At 63.3% G+C, this 2,069-nt stretch carries 3 protein-coding genes; 1 reads left to right on the top strand and 2 read right to left on the bottom strand.

What is annotated here, in order from left to right; translation table 11 throughout:
• Positions 1–81 precede the first annotated feature (81 nt).
• Positions 82–936 carry a DMT family transporter gene (locus ENZ74_RS30300; protein ID WP_164747161.1) on the bottom strand — a complete coding sequence of 285 codons (855 nt, stop codon included), beginning with the start codon at positions 934–936 and terminating at the stop codon, positions 82–84.
• A 143-nt stretch (positions 937–1,079) separates the two neighbouring features.
• Here ENZ74_RS30300 and ENZ74_RS30305 point away from each other — a divergent pair, with 143 nt between their 5' ends.
• Positions 1,080–1,559: an Lrp/AsnC family transcriptional regulator gene (locus ENZ74_RS30305; RefSeq protein ID WP_013531005.1), complete on the top strand. Its 480-nt coding sequence runs from the start codon at positions 1,080–1,082 to the stop codon at positions 1,557–1,559.
• 28 nt (positions 1,560–1,587) lie between these two features.
• On the opposite strand, the gene ENZ74_RS30310 is transcribed toward ENZ74_RS30305, so the two are convergent.
• Entirely contained in the window at positions 1,588–1,785 is a 198-nt protein-coding gene (locus ENZ74_RS30310) for a hypothetical protein (RefSeq protein WP_013531006.1), read from the bottom strand.
• Between the last annotated feature and the right edge of the window lie 284 nt (positions 1,786–2,069).

Consider the following 2,069-nt stretch of genomic DNA (forward strand, 5'->3'; position numbering starts at 1 on the left):
GGTGACAACGGATCAGACGCCGATTTGGTTCAATCTTGAGCCTTCCTGTCGCAGTTCGTACCGAGAATCAGGCCTCCGGAGTTAGCCGGCCGATGCCGGCTTGTGGAAGGCGACGCCGGCGACCACCAGCGCAATGCCGAGGCAATCGATAAAACTCGGAATCTGGCGCAGCACGACGACGCCGATCAGCGTCGCGGTGACCGGCAGCAGCGACAGCATCAGCGCGAAGCTCGCGCGTGGCAGCCGCGACATGGCGAGCTGGTCGCAGATGTAAGGAATGACCGACGAGCAGATGCCGACGCCGATGGCGGCGAGCAGCAGCGGCAGTGAGAAAAAGGCCGGCAGCGCATCGGTGAAGCCGATCGGCAGCACGACGATGAAGGCGATCGCCATGGCAGCACCCAGGCCGGCGATGCCGCTGCCGGCGCCTGAAGCGGCGACGCGATGGCCGAGTACGATGTAACCGACAAACAGCGCCCCGTTGAGGATGGCCCAGAACAGCCCGATGGGATCGTCGGACCATCTGACATCGATGAGCAGCAAGGTGCCGGCGACGGCGATGGCAAGGGCGGCGAGATTGCGCGTGCTCCTGAGGCCGATCGCCGCGACGCCGATGATGCCGACGAATTCGATCGCCGCCACCAGCGAGATCGGCAGTCGGTCGAGCGCCAGGTAGAACGAACAGTTCATCACCGCCAGACAGGCGCCGAAGGCCAGCAACAGCAGCCGCGTCGTGCGATCGGCGCGTGCGAAGCTTCGCCATGGACGGGTCAGGGGTGCGAAGATGAGTGCTGCCGTGGCGATGCGCAGCCACGCCATGCCGAGCACGCCGACATGCGGGAAAAGCAGCACGGCGAAGGCCGGCCCGAGATAGTGGAAGACGGCGCTGACGCCGAACCAGACATGCGGCGGCAGTTTTTCCGTCAGCTTGCCCAGGGTGAAGTTGCCCGGGGCAGGGGTCGCCGCGAGAGCTTGCGTTTGATCATCCACCGGATCAGTATCGCAGGCAGATTTGCCTATTTATATAGATGATGATTAGCTCTTTCGGCTATCTTTCTCCCGGAATAAAGGAGTTTTCCATGAAGCGCCTTCGAACTGAAAGCGCCGATCTCGATGCCGCCGACATGAAGATCCTGCGCCTGCTGGAAAAGGACGCGCGCACCAGCACGGCGGAGCTGGCACGCTCGGTGGGCCTGTCGGCACCGAGTGTGGCCGAGCGCATCAAGCGGCTGCAGGAAAGCGGCGTCATCGAGGCCTATTCGGTTAGGATCAACCCGACGGCACTCGGCCTGCCGCTGTCGGCATGGCTGCGCATCCGGCCAGTGCCGGGGCAGTTGGCCGTCGTGGCCGAGATCATCCGCGAACTGCCGGAGATCGTGCAATGCGACCGCGTAACCGGAGAGGATTGTTTCATCGCGCTGGCGCATGTCGGGTCGGTGGTCGACCTCGAGCGGGTGATCGACCGCATCATTCCCTACGCGATGACCAACACGGCGATCATCCAGTCCTCGCCGGTGGTGGCGCGTTCGGCCCTGGCGGCGTTGAGGCGCCAGGCTTGACCTGCGGGGATTGTTCCGTTCGAGGACCTTATGCGTGGCCGCGCTTCATGCGCGCCTGTTTCAGGATGGCGCGCCAGCGGATCATGTCGAACGGGATCGGCTCGTTGTTGTTGGCGATGTGGAAGATCTCATTGTTGACGTTCTTGAGCGAGCGCCAGAAATCGTAGTCGGTGATGCGCGGATCGGCAGCCAACCTGTCCACCTCGACCTTGATGTCGGTTTTCATGCACTTTCCTCGAACCGGCGCCGCGCCGCCCGTGTCGCTACCTCGATGCAGATCGTTTTCGACCGGCCCGCTGAGTCGCGCAACGGCTCAAATGGCTTGTTCCCGTTAAAACCTTGGTAAGGTTAACGAGGGCGCCGCGCCGCTTCAAGCGCCGCCGCCGGTCGATGGCAAGGTTCTGCGATTTTAGATCGCCGGTGTGGCTTTGAAGCCGGAAACGAGACGTGTCGGCATCGCCCTATTTGCGTTTGATGCCGATCGAGCGGCCGGCCCGTTCCGGCATCGGC

This window comes from Mesorhizobium sp. M7A.F.Ca.CA.002.15.2.1, assembly GCF_003998715.1.
GTDB classification, from domain to species: Bacteria; Pseudomonadota; Alphaproteobacteria; order Rhizobiales; family Rhizobiaceae; genus Mesorhizobium; species Mesorhizobium ciceri.